19 protein-coding genes and 1 other RNA gene are annotated in these 17115 nt (G+C 74.6%); 7 read left to right on the plus strand and 13 right to left on the minus strand.

Going from position 1 to position 17115, the window contains the following annotated elements:
- Positions 1 to 131 precede the first annotated feature (131 nt).
- Complete coding sequence (locus ACI783_RS17755; protein WP_457141675.1) at positions 132 to 1472, minus strand: glutamine synthetase family protein; 1341 nt, start codon at positions 1470 to 1472, stop codon at positions 132 to 134.
- Between the two features lie 246 nt (positions 1473 to 1718).
- Between ACI783_RS17755 and panB the strand changes: the two genes are divergently transcribed.
- Positions 1719 to 2549: a 3-methyl-2-oxobutanoate hydroxymethyltransferase gene (gene panB / locus ACI783_RS17760; RefSeq protein ID WP_457141676.1), complete on the plus strand. Its 831-nt coding sequence runs from the start codon at positions 1719 to 1721 to the stop codon at positions 2547 to 2549.
- Positions 2550 to 2627: 78 nt separating this feature from the next.
- On the opposite strand, the gene npdG is transcribed toward panB, so the two are convergent.
- Positions 2628 to 3323 carry an NADPH-dependent F420 reductase gene (gene npdG / locus ACI783_RS17765; protein WP_457141677.1) on the minus strand — a complete coding sequence of 232 codons (696 nt, stop codon included), beginning with the start codon at positions 3321 to 3323 and terminating at the stop codon, positions 2628 to 2630.
- A gap of 104 nt (positions 3324 to 3427) precedes the next feature.
- The gene (locus ACI783_RS17770) at positions 3428 to 3619 is read right to left on the minus strand and encodes a hypothetical protein (RefSeq protein ID WP_457081099.1); all 192 of its coding nucleotides are present in this window, start codon (positions 3617 to 3619) and stop codon (positions 3428 to 3430) included.
- A 151-nt stretch (positions 3620 to 3770) separates the two neighbouring features.
- Between ACI783_RS17770 and ACI783_RS17775 the strand changes: the two genes are divergently transcribed.
- Positions 3771 to 4955 (plus strand): GGDEF domain-containing protein, encoded by a 1185-nt coding sequence (locus ACI783_RS17775; protein WP_457141678.1) that lies wholly within the window; start codon positions 3771 to 3773, stop codon positions 4953 to 4955.
- Between the two features lie 92 nt (positions 4956 to 5047).
- Positions 5048 to 6373, plus strand: coding sequence for a M24 family metallopeptidase (locus ACI783_RS17780; RefSeq protein ID WP_457141679.1), 1326 nt, complete (start codon positions 5048 to 5050; stop codon positions 6371 to 6373).
- Here the strand turns inward: ACI783_RS17780 and ACI783_RS17785 are convergent.
- From ACI783_RS17785 to ACI783_RS17795, 3 genes are all read right to left on the minus strand, one after another.
- Complete coding sequence (locus tag ACI783_RS17785) at positions 6351 to 7106, minus strand: potassium channel family protein (protein WP_457141680.1); 756 nt, start codon at positions 7104 to 7106, stop codon at positions 6351 to 6353. The genes ACI783_RS17780 and ACI783_RS17785 overlap by 23 nt on opposite strands.
- Before the next feature lie 18 nt (positions 7107 to 7124).
- Entirely contained in the window at positions 7125 to 7556 is a 432-nt protein-coding gene (locus tag ACI783_RS17790; RefSeq protein ID WP_457141681.1) for a ChaB family protein, read from the minus strand.
- Positions 7557 to 7690: 134 nt separating this feature from the next.
- Positions 7691 to 8827: an endo-1,4-beta-xylanase gene (locus tag ACI783_RS17795; protein ID WP_457141682.1), complete on the minus strand. Its 1137-nt coding sequence runs from the start codon at positions 8825 to 8827 to the stop codon at positions 7691 to 7693.
- A 240-nt stretch (positions 8828 to 9067) separates the two neighbouring features.
- Between ACI783_RS17795 and ACI783_RS17800 the strand changes: the two genes are divergently transcribed.
- Entirely contained in the window at positions 9068 to 10087 is a 1020-nt protein-coding gene (locus ACI783_RS17800) for a LacI family DNA-binding transcriptional regulator (protein ID WP_457141683.1), read from the plus strand.
- 51 nt (positions 10088 to 10138) lie between these two features.
- On the opposite strand, the gene ACI783_RS17805 is transcribed toward ACI783_RS17800, so the two are convergent.
- The 3 genes from ACI783_RS17805 to ACI783_RS17815 form a co-directional block, all read right to left on the minus strand.
- Entirely contained in the window at positions 10139 to 10354 is a 216-nt protein-coding gene (locus ACI783_RS17805; RefSeq protein ID WP_457081157.1) for a hypothetical protein, read from the minus strand.
- 95 nt (positions 10355 to 10449) lie between these two features.
- The gene (locus ACI783_RS17810) at positions 10450 to 10707 is read right to left on the minus strand and encodes a DUF2795 domain-containing protein (protein ID WP_457141684.1); all 258 of its coding nucleotides are present in this window, start codon (positions 10705 to 10707) and stop codon (positions 10450 to 10452) included.
- Between the two features lie 28 nt (positions 10708 to 10735).
- Complete coding sequence (locus ACI783_RS17815; RefSeq protein WP_457141685.1) at positions 10736 to 11866, minus strand: baeRF2 domain-containing protein; 1131 nt, start codon at positions 11864 to 11866, stop codon at positions 10736 to 10738.
- A 165-nt stretch (positions 11867 to 12031) separates the two neighbouring features.
- Between ACI783_RS17815 and ACI783_RS17820 the strand changes: the two genes are divergently transcribed.
- The gene (locus tag ACI783_RS17820; protein WP_457141686.1) at positions 12032 to 12376 is read left to right on the plus strand and encodes a hypothetical protein; all 345 of its coding nucleotides are present in this window, start codon (positions 12032 to 12034) and stop codon (positions 12374 to 12376) included.
- 1 nt (position 12377) lies between these two features.
- On the opposite strand, the gene ACI783_RS17825 is transcribed toward ACI783_RS17820, so the two are convergent.
- Entirely contained in the window at positions 12378 to 12785 is a 408-nt protein-coding gene (locus ACI783_RS17825; protein ID WP_457141687.1) for a YkvA family protein, read from the minus strand.
- A 142-nt stretch (positions 12786 to 12927) separates the two neighbouring features.
- Here ACI783_RS17825 and ACI783_RS17830 point away from each other — a divergent pair, with 142 nt between their 5' ends.
- Together ACI783_RS17830 and ACI783_RS17835 are read left to right on the plus strand one after the other, a co-directional pair.
- Complete coding sequence (locus ACI783_RS17830; RefSeq protein ID WP_457141688.1) at positions 12928 to 14025, plus strand: AMIN-like domain-containing (lipo)protein; 1098 nt, start codon at positions 12928 to 12930, stop codon at positions 14023 to 14025.
- Positions 14026 to 14168: 143 nt separating this feature from the next.
- Positions 14169 to 14372 carry a hypothetical protein gene (locus ACI783_RS17835; RefSeq protein ID WP_457081127.1) on the plus strand — a complete coding sequence of 68 codons (204 nt, stop codon included), beginning with the start codon at positions 14169 to 14171 and terminating at the stop codon, positions 14370 to 14372.
- Between the two features lie 11 nt (positions 14373 to 14383).
- Here the strand turns inward: ACI783_RS17835 and rnpB are convergent.
- The 3 genes from rnpB to ACI783_RS17850 form a co-directional block, all read right to left on the minus strand.
- Positions 14384 to 14784: RNase P RNA component class A (gene rnpB, locus ACI783_RS17840), an RNA gene on the minus strand.
- A gap of 29 nt (positions 14785 to 14813) precedes the next feature.
- A complete protein-coding gene (locus tag ACI783_RS17845; RefSeq protein ID WP_457141689.1) occupies positions 14814 to 15533 on the minus strand; it encodes a PIG-L deacetylase family protein in 720 nt (239 codons plus the stop codon).
- A 20-nt stretch (positions 15534 to 15553) separates the two neighbouring features.
- Positions 15554 to 17074 (minus strand): MFS transporter, encoded by a 1521-nt coding sequence (locus ACI783_RS17850; RefSeq protein WP_457141690.1) that lies wholly within the window; start codon positions 17072 to 17074, stop codon positions 15554 to 15556.
- Between the last annotated feature and the right edge of the window lie 41 nt (positions 17075 to 17115).

Below are 17115 nucleotides of genomic sequence, written 5' to 3' on the forward strand. Positions count from 1 at the left end.
CCCCCCCCCCCCCCCCCCCCCCCCCCCCCCCCCCCCCCCCCCCCGCCCCCCCCCCCCCCCCCCCCCCCCCCCCCCCCCCCCCCCCCCGCCCGCCCCCCCCCCCCCCCCCCCCCCCCCCCCCACCAGGCGCGTCAGAGGCCGGGCAGGTAGCGCTGCAGCTCGAAGGGGGTGACGTTCTGCCGGTAGGCGTTGAACTCCTCCCACTTGTTGCGCAGGAAGAACTGGAACACGTGCTCGCCGAGGGTCTCGGCGACCAGCTCGCTGCCCTCCATCGCGGTCAGCGCCTCACCCAGGGAGACCGGGAGGTCCTGGTAGCCGGCGGCGCGGCGCTCGGTGTCGGTCAGCGACCAGACGTCGTCCTCGGCCTCGGGCGGGAGCTCGTAGCCCTTCTCGATGCCGCGCAGCCCGGCGGCGAGCAGCACCGCGAAGGTCAGGTACGGGTTGCACGCGGAGTCCGGGGAACGGACCTCGACCCGGGCCGAGTTGCCCTTGTTCGGCTTGTAGGAGGGCAGCCGGACCAGCGCCGAGCGGTTGGCCCGGCCCCAGGTGGCGGCGGTGGGCGCCTCGGTGCCGGCGAGCAGCCGGCGGTAGGAGTTGACCGTCTGGTTGGTGATCGCGGTCATCTCCCGGGCGTGGGTCAGCAGCCCGGCGATGAACTGCTTGGCCGTCGTCGACAGCCGCATCGGGTCCGCCGGGTCGTGGAAGGCGTTGCGGTCGCCCTCGAAGAGCGACAGGTGCGTGTGCATCGCCGAGCCGGCCAGCTCGGTGAACGGCTTGGGCATGAACGTGGCGTGCACCTGCTGGCCGAGCGCGACCTCACGGACGACGTGCCGCAGCGTCATGATGTTGTCGGCCATGGACAGCGCGTCGGCGTACCGCAGGTCGATCTCCTGCTGGCCCGGCGCGACCTCGTGGTGGCTGAACTCCACCGAGATGCCCATCGCCTCCAGCGCGAAGACCGCCTCCCGGCGGAAGTCGTGGGCGACGTTGTGCGTGGACAGGTCGAAGTAGCCCCCGGTGTCGGCCGGCTGCGGCGGGGTGCCGTCGCTGGGCAGGTCCTTGAGGAGGAAGAACTCGACCTCGGGGTGGGTGTAGAAGGTGAACCCCATGTCGGCGGCCTTGGCCAGGGTGCGGCGCAGCACGTGCCGCGGGTCGGCCCAGGCCGGCGACCCGTCGGGCAGCGTGATGTCGCAGAACATCCGGGCGGTGTCGCTGGCCTGGCCCTTGGCCGCCGGCATCACCTGGAAGGTGCCCGGGTCGGGCTTGGCGAGCATGTCGGACTCGTAGACCCGGGCGAAGCCCTCGATCGCCGAGCCGTCGAAGCCGATGCCCTCCGCGAACGCCGCCTCGATCTCGGCCGGGGCGACGGCGACGGCCTTGAGGTAGCCGGAGACGTCGGTGAACCACAGCCGCACGAAGCGGATGTCGCGCTCCTCCAGGGTGCGCAGGACGAACTCCTGCTGGCGGTCCATGTTCGCCATGCTGGCCTCCGGTCGTGACGGTCGTGTTACGCGGCCCCCAGCCTGCCCCCTGCGAGGGGCCGGCACGAGTGGGACGCGGGGTCGGAGACCAGATCGGCGCCCCGTGGCGCGGTCGGCACCGGGGGTCCGTGCACGACGGCGGGCGGGAGGACGAAGATCTCCTCGGGCGCCACCCTGCCGGGGGCGCCGGAACCGTTCGCGCCGCGGCCCCGCCGCCGGCGTCCGTGGAGGAGCGTCATGACCGAGTCGGTGCTCTATGGCGGCACGTCGACCGCCCGGGTGCGCGTGCACCACCTGCAGCAGGCCAAGGAGCGGGGCGAGAAGTGGGCCATGCTCACCGCCTACGACACGGTCAGCGCCGCGGTCTTCGAGGAGGCCGGCATCCCGGTGCTGCTCGTGGGCGACTCCGCCGGCAACGTCGTGCTCGGGCACACCAGCACCGTGCCGGTGACGGTCGAGGACGTCCTGCTGCTGACCAAGGCCGTCACCCGGTCCACGACGCGGGCGCTGGTCGTCGCCGACCTTCCGTTCGGCAGCTACGAGTCGGGGCCCCAGCAGGCCTACGAGACCGCCGTCCGGATGATGAAGGAGGGCGGCGCGCAGGCGGTCAAGCTCGAGGGCGGGGTCCGGGTGGCCCCGCAGATCCGGCTGCTGCACGAGGCCGGCATCCCGGTGATGGCGCACATCGGCTTCACCCCGCAGAGCGAGCACGCCCTCGGCGGTTTCCGCGTGCAGGGGCGCGGCGCCGGCGCGGAGCAGCTGCTCGCCGACGCCCGGGCGGTGCAGGAGGCCGGCGCCTTCGCCGTCGTCCTGGAGATGGTGCCCGCGGCGATCGCCGGTCAGGTGACCGCGGAACTGGCGATCCCCACCATCGGCATCGGCGCCGGCCCGGACTGCGACGCCCAGGTGCTGGTGTGGCCGGACATGGCCGGGCTCACCGGTGGCCGGGTGCCACGGTTCGTGAAGAAGTACGCGGACCTGCGCGCCGAGCTGCTGCGCGCGGCCCGGGAGTACGCCGCCGAGGTCCGCACCGGCGCCTTCCCCACCGCCGAGCACAGCTTCGAGTAGCCGCGGCGACGGCGTGCGCGAACTGCCGGCTCTGCCCGTCGGACCTCGCACCCAGCGCACGCTGTTCGCGCGGTTGGACTACACGTCGGTGATCCGGACGCCGGCGTGCGCCTTGTACCGGCGGTTGACCGACACCAGGTTGATCGTCAGCGCCTCGACCTGCCGGGCGTTGCGCAGCCGCCCGGCGTAGACCCCGCGCATGCCCGGCAGCCGCCCGGCCAGCGCCTGCACCACGTCGGTGGCCTCCCGGGTGTCGCCGACGACCATCACGTCGCCGTCGAGGGTGGGCCGGGAGAGGTCCTCCAGCAGGACGGCGGAGAGGTGGTGGAAGGCGCCCACGACGAAGCTGTCCGGCAGCAGCACCGCGGCCTGCTGGCAGACGCTGCCCTCGGGGACGTCGAGCGCGTAGGCGCCCAGCTCGTCCCAGCCCATGGGCACCACGCAGTCGACGACGACCTTGCCGGCCAGCGGGGTCGCCAGCTCGGCCAGGGTGTCGGCGTGCCCGGCGTACGGGACGGCGACCACGACGAGGTCGGCGGCACCGGCGACGTCGGTGTTCGACCCACCGCGGACCGACACCTCCACGCCCCCGGCGGCCGCGCCGGCCCGGGTGGCGACCTCGCCGGCGACCTGCTCGGCGCGTTCGGCGTCCCGGGAGCCGAGCAGCACCCGCTGCCCGGCCGCGGCCAGACGCACGGCCAGCCCGCGGCCCTGCGGCCCGGTGCCCCCGAGCACGCCGACCACGAGGTCCTCCAGCGCACGTCCGTCCGTCACGAGCCCTCCTGCCGCTCCGGCCGCGCACCGGCGCGCGCCCGCTGCCGACGATCATGCCCTTCCCGGCCGTTCCCGGCCGACCGGAACACCGGCGGGGACCCCGCTCAGCGGCGGCGCCCCTCCTCCCACTCCCGGTCGGCGGCGTCGGCCGCCTCGTTGCGCTCGGCGACCTTCGCCAGTGCCTGCTCGGCCTCCTCGCGGGTGTCGAACGGCCCGAGCCGGTGCCGCTCCGCGCAGCCGTCGCGGTCTTCCACCGCGTGGTGCTTGAGGCAGTAGAACCAGGGACCCGTGGCCACGTCGGCCTCCTCTCTCCTCGGACCCTCCCAGCCTCGCACCCGGGACGGGCGCGCGCCGCCCCGAGCGCGGGGCGCGCACGGACCTCGCGGTACCGGAACGAGCAGCTCAGCAGGGCTTCTGCCGGAGCCGCCGGTGGTGCATCCTGCTGCCATGACGGACGATCGGGGGTCGGCCACGGAGCGTCACCGGCATCCGGAGGACGGGGCCGAGGGCAGCTCCGGGCGCACCCCCGACGGCCGGGTGGCCGCCTGGTGCCTCGCCGCGCTGCTGGCCGTCGGCGCCGGGCTCGGCTCGCTGAACCTGTTCATCGATGGGGTGCTGCGCGAGGGGCCGACCCGGTGGCTGTACCTGGCGACGATGGTCGCGCTGCTGTGCCTGGGCGCGGCGCTGGCGGTGCGCCGGCAGGTCGAGGCACGGACGACGGCCGCGCTGGTCGTCGTGGGGGACGTCGTCTACGTCGTGGTGGCCCGCTCGGTCACCGACCCGATGCTCTACTCACCGCCGCTGATGCTGCTGTTCTGCTGCGCGGCGGCGGCCTGGTTCCTCGGTCCCCGGATGCTGGCCCTGCACCTGGTCCTGGTGGTGGTGGCCTGCGTCGCCGCGCTGGCGGGCCACTACCCCGACGCCGCCGGCCTCGCCGTCCAGGTCGCGGTCAACGCGGTGGTGCTCGACGTCGTCACCGTCGGCGTGTTCCTGCTGCGCCGCCGGGTCGAGCGGTTGCTGACCCGCACCCGGGCGCTCTCCTCGACCGATCCGCTGACCGGGCTGGCCAACCGCCGGTGCCTGGTGGAGCAGGCGCCGCGGATCTGGCGCCAGGCCCGCCGGGAGGGGCAGCGGGTGGTGGCCCTGGTCCTGGACCTGGACCACTTCAAGCGGCTGAACGACGCGTTCGGGCACGCGGTCGGCGACGAGGTGCTGCGCTGCGTGGCCGCGGCCCTGGCCCGCACCGTCCGGCCGACCGACGTGCTGGCCCGCACCGGGGGCGAGGAGCTGGTGGTCATCGGTCTGGCCGGTGACCCGGCCGAGGCGCGGCACCTGGCCGAGCGCCTGCGCGCCGCGGTGGCCACCAGCCCCGCCGGGCGGGACCGGGAGGTGACGGTCTCGATCGGGGCGGCGCTGACCGGCCCGGACGAGACCGAGCACCCGGCGGAGGCGCTGTGGCGGCTGGTCGACCGCGCGGACGCGGCGATGTACCGGGCCAAGGAGAACGGCCGGGACCAGGTGGCGCTGGCCGGCGCCCACCTCGTGCCCCTCCCCCGCGAGCCGCGCCAGCCGGCACCGGAGCCGCCGCCGTCCGCGCAGGCGCCCGACCCGGCGTCCGGTGGCATGGCCTGACGGCGTCCGGTGGCATGGCCTGACGGCGTCCGGTGGCATGGCCTGACGGCGTCCGCGCGGTGGACCACCGCCGGTTCTGCTTTCCTGCCCCCATGACCGTGACCACGCCGGGACGTCCGCACCCCGACCCCACCCGCACCGTGCCGCTGCCGCTGCGGGAGCAGGCCGACGTGCGCGACCGCTGGCTCACCCAGCGGCTGCTGGACCTGCTGCCGGTGCTGATGGACCGCGCGGGCATCGACCTGTGGGTGGTCGTGGGCCGGGAGTACAACGAGGACCCGGTGCTGCCCACCCTGCTGCCGGCGACCTGGCTGTCGGCCCGGCGGCGCACGATCCTGCTGCTCCACCGGAGCGACGACGGGGTCACCGCGGCGGCCGTGTCCCGCTACCCCGTCGGCCAGTTCCAGCCGGCCTGGGACGACGACGGGCTCCCCGGGCTCAGCGCCGAGCAGTCGCAGTGGGCGTCGGTCCGCCGGTTCGTCGACCAGGCGGCACCCCGGTCCATCGGCATCGACGTGTCGGCGACCTTCGCGCACGCCGACGGCCTGTCCGCCACCGAACACCGGCTGCTGATGGACGCGCTCGGCCCGCACGCGGACCGGGTCGTCCCCGCCGAGCGGCTGGTCGTGGGCTGGCTGGAGACCCGGCTGCCGGAGGAGATCGCTGCGTTGCACGCGATGAACCGGCTGGCGCACGAGGTGATCGGGCAGGCGTTCTCCCCCGCCGTGATCGAGGTCGGGCGCACGACGGCGCTGGACGTCGCCTGGTGGATCCGGCAGCGCTTCGCCGACCTGGGCGTCGACCCGTGGTTCCAGCCGACCGTCGACCTGCAACGCGCCGGGACCCCGCTGGTCGACGAGCACGGCACGGCGCTGCCCGGCGTGCCGTACGACGCCGTCGTCGAACCCGGGGACCTGCTGCACTGCGACGTCGGCCTCTCCAGCCTCGGGCTGACCACCGACACCCAGCGCAACGCCTACGTGCTCCGGCCCGGGGAGACCCGACCGCCGGCCGGCCTGGCCGCGGCGCTGCGGGTGGGCAACCGGATGCAGGACCTGACGACGGCGGCGCTGCAGCCCGGGTGCACCGGCGACCAGGTGCTCGCCGCCGCCCGGGCCGCCGCCGCCGCGGCCGGCATCGACGGCGACGTCTACTCCCACCCGGTGGGCGTGCACGGGCACGGCGCCGGACCGGCGGTCGGCACGTGGGACCAGCAGGACGGCGTCCCCGGCGCCGGCGCGGCCGTCGTCCACCCGGACACCGTCTGGGCGCTGGAGCTGTGCGTACGGGTGCCGGTGCCGGAGTGGGGCGGTCAGCTGGTCCGGATCGGGCTGGAGCAGGGCATCGCGCTGACGAGCGCCGGGGTGGAGTACCTCGACGGCCGGCAGACCGAGCTCATCGTGGTCCCGTCGCCCTGAGCTCGCCCTCACCCAGCTGGGCGCGCAGCCCGCGCACCTCCTCCGCCAGTGCCCGGACCTCGGCCCGCAGGGCGTCGCCGTCCTCGTGGTCCTGGGCCTGCGCGGCGTCGGCCACCCGGCCGACGAACCAGGAGGCGACCGCCGCGGTGACCACACCGAGCAGGGCGATGCCGCCGACCATCAGCAGCACCGCGACCAACCGGCCCTCCGCGGTGACCGGGTACAGATCGCCGTAGCCGACGGTGGTGATGGTCGCCACCGCCCACCAGACCGCGTCCCCGTAGGTGGTGATCACCGCGCCCGGAGCGTCGCGCTCGGCGTCGAGCACCGCCAGGGAGGCCATGAAGGAGATCAGCAGCGCGATCAGCGTGACGTACCAGGCGACCCGGCCGTGCAGCGAGACGGTGAGCTTGCGGTCGAGCACCCGCGCGACCCGGACGAGGCTGACGATGCGCAGCGGCCGCAGCAGCGGGAGCAGCACCGCCAGGCCGTCGATCCAGTTCTGCCGGACGAACCGCCAGCGCTGCTCGGCCAGCACCAACCGGATCAGGTAGTCGGCGCCGAACACCGGCCACGCCGCCAGGGTGACGACGGTCAGCGTGGTCTGGACCCAGTCCGGGAACCCCGGGCGCAGCACCCGCCACCCGTAGGCGGTGACGAACAGCAGTGCGACGACGACGAGCGGCCACTGGCTGGCCCGCTCGTAGCGGGCCCTGATCTCCTCGCGGTGCACCCGCTCAGTGTCGCCGGGTCACTTCTCCCGCGCCTCGGCGGTCTTCCGGTCGTTGGACTTCTGCAGGGCGTCGGCCAGCTCGTCCTTGTCCATCGTCGACCGGCCCGGGATGTCGGCGTCCTTGGCGAGGTCGTAGAGGTGGGACTTGGAGGCGTTCGCGTCGACCCCGCCCTTGCTGTCGTAGTCGGTGCCGGCGTCGCCCTTCGCCGACTGCTCGTCGCTGGGGCCCTTCTTGCCGCCCTCCTTGGGCTCCCAGTGGTCGCCGACCTTCTCGTGGGTGTGCTTCACCGCACCCCACGCGACCCGGTTGGCCCGCTGCTCGTCGCCGTACTCGTCGGCGGCGGAGTCGTGCGCCTTGGCGAAGGTCCGCTGCGCCTTCTCGTCGGAGCGCTGCAGCGTGCTGGGGAGCTCGCTCTGCTTCGCGTCCCCGTTCTTCGTGGTCTTCGGCACGGCCGTTCTCCTCGTCGTCGGGACGGTTGACGCCGGACGGCTACCCGGTGGGGAGCCCGGCCAGTCACCGGGCTCCCCACCGGGCGCGGTTCAGCGCCGGGCCGGCAGCGTGGCGCGCCGGCCCGGCACCCGGGTCACCGCCAGTTCAGCCAGCGGGCCTTGGCGAGGGTGACGGCCAGTGCCCAGTAGGCGGGCTTGCGCGTGTAGTCCTCGAACATCACGTTGGCCGCGCCGGTGCCCTCGAAGAAGTGCGGCACCCACGAGTACTTGTCGTTGAAGCCCCAGATGGTGAAGCTGTTGCACTCCTCGACGCGCAGGCAGGCCTGCAGGGCCATGCGGTACCAGTCGGCCTGCTGGTCCAGCTGCTGCCAGGTGGGCCGGCCGTTCTCACCCAGCGGCATGCGCACGTCGAGCTCGGTGATCGCGGTCTCCAGGCCGAGGTCGTCGAAGCGCTGCAGGTTCTCCTGCAGGGTCGCCGGGAACGGGTACTCGAAGCTCAGGTGCGACTGGGTCGCGAAGCCGTGCAGCGGCACGCCCTCGGCCAGCAGGTCCTGGGCGAGCGAGTAGTAGGCGTCGCTCTTGGCCCCGATGTCGTCAACGGCGTAGTCGTTGAGGAAGAGCTTCGCCTGCGGGTCGGCCTCGTGCGCCCAGCGGAAGGCGTCGGCGATGATGCCCGGGCCGAGCTCGCTGATCCAGATGTTCTCCGGACGGAGCGTGGGGTTCGCCCCGTCGGTGAAGATCTCGTTGGCGACGTCCCACTGCTGGATCTTGCCGGCGTACCGGCCGACCACGGTCTGGATGTGGTCCTTCAGGATCGCGCGCAGCTCGTCGGGGGTGAAGTCGCCCTCCTCCAGCCACGCCGGGTTCTGGCTGTGCCACAGCAGGGTGTGGCCGCGCACGGCCTGCCCGTTGCGCTGGGCGAACTCGACGATCGCGTCCGCGGCGGCGAACTCGTACCGGTCCTGCTCGGGGTGGATGAACTCCCACTTCATCTGGTTCTCCGGCGACAGGGAGCTGAACTCCCGCGCCAGCGCCTTGCGGTAGGGCTTGTCGTAGGTGAACGGGTCGGGGTAGTCCTGCTCCAGGTGGTGCCCGCCCCCGGCGACCGCGGTGCCGATCACCAGGTCGTCGGGCGCCACCGCGCGCAGGCCGAGCCGGTCGAGGGTCTTGTGGACGCGTTGTTCCACGGCGTGGTCGGGTGCTCGACCGCGCTCCCCGGCCGGGGCGGCCGCGGCCGGGGCCAGGGTTGCGCCGAGGAGGACGGGCAGCATGCCCACCCCCACCGCGCACCGGAGGAACGTTCGGGACAGGGACCGCTGGGGGCGCATGGCGCAACCTCTCGTCGGCGACGTTGCCAGTTCCGGGAGTTTTCCGGAAGTGATGCGCGGCACGTTAGGGACGGCTGTGAGCCGTGGCAAGAGGCGGTCGGCGTGTCCCGGTCTCACCCGGTCGGGGCTGGTGGGCGTGTCCCCGAGCCGTAGGGTGGACCCTCCGACGAGGAGGAGGGGTCCGTGGCCGAGACCCAGACGCGCACGGTCACCATCGCGGCCATCGCGGCCGAGGCGGGGGTGTCCGTGCCGACGGTCTCACGCGTGCTCAACGGCCGGTCCGACGTGGCCCCGCACACCCGGCAGCGGGTCGAGGCCCTGCTGCGCTCGCACGGCTACCAGCGGCGCGGTGGGCGCGCCCCGGAGACCCCCAAGCTCGTCGACCTGGTGTTCAGCGACCTGGACAGCCCCTGGGCGGTGGAGATCATCCGCGGCGTCGAGGGCACCGTGCACGCCGAGGGTGCGGGCACGGTGATCAGCGCGATCCACCGCCGGGCCAGCGACGCCCGGGTGTGGCTGGACAACCTGCGCGCCCGGGCCAGCGACGGCGCGGTGCTGGTCACCAGCGCCCTGGACCCGGCGCTGGAGTCCGAGCTCCGCGAGCTGCACGTGCCCGCCGTGGTGATCGACCCCGCCGGCGTGCCGGCGCTCGACGTCCCGACCATCGGCGCGACGAACTGGGCCGGCGGGGTCAGCGCCACCGAGCACCTGCTGGGCCTGGGACACCGCCGGATCGGCTACGTGGGTGGCACGCCGTCGCTCTCCTGCAGCCGGGCGCGGCTCGGCGGGTACCGCGCGGGGCTGACCGCAGCCGGGCTGCGCGTCGACCCCGACCTGATGCTGGAGGGCGACTTCGGCTACGAGTCCGGGTTCGCCGCGGCGAGCCGGCTGCTGGCCCTCCCCGAGCCGCCGACCGCGGTCTTCGCGGCCAACGACCAGATGGCGATGGGCGTCTACGAGGCGGTCCGGCGCCGAGGGCTGCGGGTGCCCGAGGACGTGAGCATCGTCGGCTTCGACGACCTGCCGGCGGCCCAGTGGTCCTCGCCACCGCTGACCACGGTGCACCAGCCGCTGGCCGAGATGGGCATGGTGGCCGCCCGCACGCTGCTGCGGCTGGTCCGCGGCGAGCCGGTGGAGAGCCCCCGGTTGGAGCTGGCCACCGAGCTGGTCGTCCGGGACAGCACCGCCCCCGCGCGGGCCTGACGCACGGCAGCGCCCCCGAGGAGCTCCTCGGGGGCGCTGCCGTGCGCGTGCTCAGTCGGCGGTGTCCGAGCTCTGCCGGTGGCCACCCTGGGCGTCGTCGGGGTCGGCGTGCACCGTTCGCTCCTCCGACTCGGCCAGGATCACCGCGGCTTGCAGCTCCGGATCGGCGCTCGGGCCGACCGACCGCTCTTCGGGCAGCAGCTCGGCCCGCGAGTCCACGTTCTCGTCGGTGACGTTGGCCAGCGCCTCCGGCGTCGGGTCCTTCATGCTCGGCACGACGACTTCCCTCTCATCCGATGGGGCGGCCCCGTCCCGGGTCCCACCGTGCGCCTGCGAACGGTGGGGACGACGGGGTGCTGCCGCTAGAACCGGTGCTGCTCGGTCCCCATGCCCAGGGCCCCGGCGACCTCCTGGACGTTGGTGAACTCGGTGCCGGTCGGCAGCCGGCGCAGAGCGGAGAGGACGCCGTCGGGGGCGTTGTTCTCCTGCGCCTTCGCCACCAGGGTGTCGCGGTCGGCCGGCCACACGTCCTTGCCGAGCACCTGGGCGATCTGCGCCCGTCGCTCGACGTCGCCCGGGTCGGTGCCGGGTGAGGTGGCGGGCTGGTGGGGGTCGGTCATCGGTGCTCCGTTCGTGGGGGTGGTGGGCTCAGCTGGCGGTGGAGTCGTCGGTGTAGCGCAGGACGGCGGCCACCGGGATGTCGCCGGGCATCGCCGTCCGGGGGACGACGACGACCCGCGCGCTGCTGCCGATCGCGGCGCGCAGCAGCGCCCGGTCGGCGGGCACGGACTCGGCACCGTTCACCCCGAGCGCGCTCATGTCCGTGGCGTCCACGCCGATCTGCAGCGGGTCGGGGCCGACCAGCAGGTCACCCTCGTCGGCGATGTCGTCGGCCAGGACCAGCTCCTCGACCTGGGCCTTGCGCAGCGCCTCGACGACCCGCGCCGTCCCGGTCACCGCGAGCCCGTGGGCGCTGGACGCCTGCACCCGCTCGACGGCGCCGGACTGCTCGTGGGCCTCGTTCTCCGCGACGAGCTCGACGGCGCGCCGCTCGATCGGCTCCCGGTCGGCGCCGGCGGCCCGGCCGCCCTCGGTCATGCTCACCAGGACGTCGGAGACCTCCTTGGTGGCCTTGTCGGCGATCAGCTGGGTGGCCCGGACGTCACCGGCGAGCAGCACGAACTGGGCCTTGTGCTGCTTGACCAGGGTGTCGACCTCGTCGGCCACCTGCCCGGCGTTCTCCTCCCACTGGTTCTCGGCGGTGTGCATGTAGGTGTTGTGCGCCCAGCCACCGACCTTGACCTTCCGCATGTGGAAGGTGTCGCCCTCGACCTCCGTCTCCTCCTCCGGGTACCCGGCGAGGGTCGCGACCGAGACGTCGGCACCGACCCGGTCGGCGACGACGACCACGTGCGGCACCCGACCAGCCAGCTGGCGCAGCACCGGCAGCAGCGGCGGGTGCGGAGACCAGGAGGCCAGCGGCTCACGCGGTGCGTCGGCGAGCACCTGGTCGAGCACGACCCGGCCGTCGGCGGCCACGACCAGCGCGCGGCCGCGCAGGGTGGCCACCTGGCCACCCTCGTTGACCTGCAGGAGGCGGCTGCGGACGGCCTCGACGACCGTCTCGGGCGCCCCCTGCCCGGCCAGCTCGTCGCAGGCGGCGCGGACCCGGAGCTCCACCTCGGCATCGGCGTTCTCGGTCGTGTGGGTGACGTCCACGCAGACGGTGGCGTACGGGCCCGGGGCGGCGAACACCGGCTCCAGGAAGGACACGTCCATCGGGTGAGCAGCTCCTTCGATCGTTCGTCTCGCGGCTCCGGTGGGACCGCGACGTGCGTCGTCGCGGCCTACCCACGCCCCCGGGCCTCACACCCGGTGTGTCAGTCCCGGCCCCTCGGGTAGGCGGAGCCGGACACGTTGCCGCCACGCACCCGAGGAGCCGGCATGGCCGAACACGACACCCTGCCCCTGCCCGACTACGACCACCTGCCCGTGGGCAGCCTGACCTCCCGCATCCGCACGCTGGACGCCCAGCAGCTGGAGACCGTGCTCGACTACGAGCAGTCGCACGCCAACCGCGTGCAGGTGGTCCAGGCGATGACCCACCGGCTCGACGAGCTGAAGTCCGGCGCGCAGCCGTCCGGGGGCGACCCGGAGGGCGCGCAGCCCGAGCACGCCCCGGCCCCGGCCGCTGGGTCGCCGGTGTCCGAGGCGACGACCGGGCCGAAGATCAACCCGCCGTCGCAGGGCGACCCGACCAACCCGGCCCAGCCCCGCTCGACGGGCTGAGTCAGCCGGCCCGCACCGGGCCGAGCAGCCGCTCGATCATCCGCCGGTCCCCCGGCCAGGCGTCCAGCAGGACGTCCCGGGGGACCCGGCGGGCGGCGTAGCGCAACGCCAGGGCCACGACGACGACGTCGTCCAGCGGGCCGATGACCGGCAGGAACTCCGGGATCAGGTCGACCGGCGAGAGCACCCACAGACCGGCGACGACCAGCGCGACCCTGGCCCGTCGCGGCACCGCGGGGTGCCGGCGCAGCGCACGGACCGTGGTGAGGCAGGCCGGCAGGAAACGGGCCAGCTCCCGCGCGGTGCCCGGCGGCAGCGTCCGGGCCAGCAGGACCAGCACCGCCCAGCTCGCCAGTACGACCACCACGCCGGTGACCAGCGCCGTCCACCACCCGCCCACGACCACCATCCTGGCCGATCCGTCCGCTCGCCCCCGGCGCCGCGGGCACATGACGCTCTCGTGGAGAAGCACCTCCCGACGTTCGGCTGCTGCCGGAGCGGCAACTCCCCCGGTGACCTGCACCCGAGATCGGAAGGCTCTTCGGCACACCATGCGCCATCTCCTCGCAGGGGCCTGCGCGACCCTCCTCCTCGCCGGCTGCGGCTCCTCCGCCACCGAGGACCCCCAGGCCGAGCCCACGACCGGCGCGACCGGCGCGACCGGCGCGACGGGTACGGGCGACCCCCTCCCCGGGGAGGACCCGGGCGACCCGTCCCTGCAGCCCATCGGCGTCCCGGACACCAGCGACTCCGCGGCGGAGGGGGCCGGACCACCGGTGACCCTCGTCGACGTGCGGCTCGGTGCGCACGAGGCCTTCGACCGGGTCGTCTTCGAGCTGGCCGGCGAGGGGCTGGCCGGCTGGGAGGCCGGGTACACCGACGAGCCCCGGTCGCAGGGGTCGGGACAGCAGATCGAGGTCCCGGGCGAGGCCCACCTCGGCATCGCGCTGACCAACATCGCGCTGCCCGGTGACGCGCCGGCCGGGGTGGAGCCGTGGGACGGGCCGGAGCGCCTGCGCCTCCCCGACGCCGGCGTCCTGGACACGCTGGTCCGGGACACCCTGCTGGACGGGCGGGCCACCTTCTTCGCCGGCCTGGACGAGCAGCGCCCGTTCGCGGTCGGCCTCCTGGCGGAGCCGCAGCGGATCGTCGTGGACGTCCTCGCGGAGCAGCGGTCGGGCACGGTCCCGCTGACCCAGCGGTGCGAGAGCCCGGCCGGCTTCGCGGTCAGCTACCCCGAGGGCTGGGCGGTCAACTCCGGGGAGACCGCGCCGGCCTGCACCCGCTTCGCGCCGGAGGCGTTCACGGTCCCCCCGGGAACCGACGCCCGCACGGGCGCGATCACCGCGTCGATCGAGCCGGTGGACGCAGACCGGATCGCCGCGTCGGACCCCGATCGGGATCTGCAGCGCCGCGAGACCACCGTCGACGGCCGCCCCGCGGTGCGGGTGGAACGGGAGAGCCAGGGACGTGGGCTCTGGCCGGAGGGCACCCGCTCCACCAGCTACGTCGTCGGCCTGGCCGACGGGGACGACGGCCCGCGCACGCTGGTGCTCGACACCGTCGGGCTGCCGCAGTTCGACTACGCCCGCAACGTCGGCGTCCTGGACCGGATGGCCGAGACCCTGGAGATCACCGCCGCCGGCTGATCGCGGGGCTGCCGGGCACGCGCGACCGGCTGAGCGCGAGAGCGCCGGGGCCGCTGGGCCGCGTGGGGCGCCCGGGGTCGATCGCCCACGACACGTCGCCCGACCCGCGCGGCACCAGTGGACAATCGCCCTACCGTCCGTCCATGCGCGAGAACCGACCTTCCCCGGCTGCCTCCTCGACCGCCCGCCTGCACCAGCTCCGGCTGATCGCCGCGGCCCGGGTCAGCGCCTGCGGCCCGGCCACCCACCAGCAGGTCAGCGACATCGTCCGGGTCACCGTGGACGACGAGGTCGACACCCGCACGTTCCGGGCGATCGTCGCCGAGGTCGCCCCCGACCTGGACTGAGCGCGGGGCGACGGACGAGTCGGCCTGTACGCCGGGTTCTGTCCCCGGGAGCCTCACGGCACCCCGTTGGGCGGCCATCCATCTGGGCCTGCCGTTGCCGGCAGGCTCGAGCGGTCCACCCGCAGGCTCGGGCGGGCAGCCCTCGAACGCCTGCGCAGGACGGCGGCGGACCGCCGTCCCTTTTCGACCTTGCTCCGGGTGGGGTTTACCGAGCCACACCGGTCACCCGGTGTGCGGTGGTCTCTTACACCGCCGTTTCACCCTTACCAGTGCACGCACTGGCGGTCTGTTCTCTGTGGCACTGTCCCGCGGGTCACCCCGGGTCGCTGTTAACGACCACCCTGCCCTGTGGAGCCCGGACGTTCCTCGGCGGCGGGGTCTCCCCCACCGACGCGACCGCCCAGCCGACTCGTCCGTCGTGCCGGCCAGCCTACCCGCTGCTCAGCCCCAGAAGATCCGGAAGCCGACCCGGCGCCCGCCGTCCTCGGTGAGCGTCGACATGTCGACCTGGCGGCGGGCCTGGTCCTCCACCGGATCGTCGGAGAGCGCCGCGAGGTAGCGGCGGTGTTCCATGAGCGAGGCGACGGCGGGCTCGACCCCCGCGGCGACGTCGACGACGTGCGGCGGCGGGTACCCGACCGCGTGCACCGCGACGTACTGCACGCCCGACCACGGCGTCTCGGGGAGGTCGGGGAAGATCCACTCGTTGCCGGCGTCGGCGACCGCGTCGAGCACCGAGCGGGTCAGCGCCCGGTGGTCGGCCGAGTTCAGCGCGCCGGGCGTCACCTCCGGCGGAGTCCAGGTGTCCCCACCGTGCATGGTCACCACCAGGTCCGGGCGGTGTCGGCGGATCGCCGCGGCGAGATCCCGCCGCAGCTGCAGGTCGGCCACCAGCACACCGTCGGCGTGGTCGAGGAAGTCGACCACCGAGACCCCGACGACGGCCGCGGACCGCCGCTCCTCCTCCTCGCGCAGCGGCCCGGCCTCCGCCGGCGCGAGCCCGGCGATGCCCGCCTCCCCGCGGGTGGCCAGCAGGTAGCGGACCTCCTTGCCCGCCGCGGTCCACACCGCGACCGCGGCGGCCGGGCCGTACTCGATGTCGTCGGGGTGCGCGGCGACGACGAGGGCGCGCTGCCAGTCGTCGGGGAAGGGTGCGGTCATGCCGGGGAGTCTGCCCGCGGTCAGCGCTGCGCGGCAGGCTCGGGACGCGCGGCCGGCCGGTTCCCGGCGCTGGGCGCGGCCGCCCGCACCAGCAGCAGCACGAGCACCCCGCCGATCAGCCCGGCTGCACCGCAGGCGAGGAAGACGTCCCGCAGCCCGGAGGCGTACGCCGTCGCCAGCAGGTCGGCGAGCTCGGCCCGGGCCCCCGGAGGCGCGCTGTCGACCAGCTCCCCGGCCTGCCCGGCGCTCAGCGCCGAGGCGGTGCCGGCCGGGTCGGGGACCCCGGCGTCGCGCAGCCGGGCGGTCGCCCGCGCCGCGAAGACGCTGCCGAGCAGCGCGACACCGAGGGCGAACCCCAGCTGACGGGAGGTGTTGACGGCCCCGGAGGCCATCCCGCTGCGCTCCCGGGGGACGGCGGCCAGCGCGGCCGAGGCCAGCGTCGGGTTGGCCATGCCGACGCCCGCGCCGAGCACGGCGAGCCCGGCGACCAGCAGCCGCCAGGTCGAGTCGCCGTCGACCAGCGCCATCAGCAGCGACCCGGCGCCGACCAGCAGCAGCCCGCCGCCGAGGACCCAGCGCGGGGGCTTCGTCTGCAGGTACCGGCCGGCTCCGGCCGCCACGCCGAAGCTGAGCGCCGAGAGCGGGATGAACACGCACCCGGCCTGCAGCGGCGACAGCCCGCCGACCGACTGCAGCCACAGCGAGGTGTAGACGAGCGCGGCGAACGCGGCGCCGTTGAGCACCATCGCGCCGATCATGATGCCGGTGAACGAGCGGGACCGGAACAGCCGGACATCGAGCATCGGGGCCGGGCGGCGCAGCTCCAGCGCCACCCAGCCGGCCACCACGAGCAGACCGGCGACGATCGGCCCCCACGCGACGGGCGTGCCCCAGCCGTCGGCCGCGGCGCGGACCAGCCCGAAGACGACGCCGGCGGCACCCAGGGTGAACAGCGCGATGCCCGGGACATCGGGCCGCGGGGCGCCGGGCTGCCGGGCCTCCTGCACCGCGGAGAGCGTCAGCCAGACGGCGAGCACGCAGACCGGCAGGTTGACGTAGAAGATCCACCGCCAGGACAGCTCGGTCAGCGCACCGCCGAGGATCGGGCCGAGCGCCGCGGAGGCGCCCACGACCGCACCCCAGATGCCGAACGCGGTGCCCCGGTCCCGGCCCTCGTAGCTGGTGTTGATCAACGCGATGGTGGTGGCGAACATGATCGCGCCGCCGATGCCCTGCACACCGCGGGCGACGATCAGCAGCCCGGCGTCCGGCGCCAGCCCGCAGGCCAACGAGGCGAGGGCGAAGACCACCAGCCCGATCAGGTAGAGCCTGCGGCGGCCGAACACGTCGGCGAGCGAGCCGGCACCGAGCACCAGCGCGGCCAGCGCCAGGGCGTAGACGTCGACGACCCACTGCAGCTGACCGAAGGAGGTGTCCAGGTCGATCGCCATCGCGGGGAGCGCGACGTTCACGATGGTCACGTCGACCAGCAGCATGAACGTGCCGGTGCAGATCGCCACCAGAGGCAGCCACTTTCGCATGGCACCCACTGTGCGGCCTGCTGCTGACATCGGTGCGACCG

The organism is Modestobacter sp. SYSU DS0511 (assembly GCF_054050755.1).